The sequence below is a fragment of the Streptomyces recifensis genome (genome assembly GCF_002154615.1).
In the GTDB taxonomy this organism is placed as follows: domain Bacteria; phylum Actinomycetota; class Actinomycetes; order Streptomycetales; family Streptomycetaceae; genus Streptomyces; species Streptomyces griseoluteus.
The window spans coordinates 1-241 of sequence record NZ_MUNH01000024.1 but is presented as its reverse complement, the minus strand read 5'-3'; the positions used below and the strand labels follow the sequence as shown (position 1 = coordinate 241).

Below are 241 nucleotides of genomic sequence, written 5' to 3'. Positions count from 1 at the left end.
GGGCGGACAGCCCATCCGGGAGCCCATGGCTCACTACGGTCCGTTCGTCATGAACACCAAGGACCAGCTCATGCAGGCCTTCGAGGACTTCCAGAAGGGCCGCCTGGGCACGGTGCCGGCGGTGCACGGCATGACGGAGAGCGGCCCGCAGGGCTGATACCGGTCCCGGCCCGAGGCCGTGTCTGCCGCCCACCACTCGACTTCCCGAGTCGGGTGGTGGGCGGCACAGTCCGGGGGCTGG

At 70.5% G+C, this 241-nt stretch carries 1 protein-coding gene; it reads left to right on the top strand.

Annotated features, from left to right (window positions below; genetic code table 11):
* Positions 1-157, top strand: a 157-nt coding sequence (locus CCN33_RS32650) for a pirin-like C-terminal cupin domain-containing protein (protein ID WP_279628134.1), incomplete at its 5' end; no start/stop codon positions are given.
* Positions 158-241: the final 84 nt, after the last annotated feature.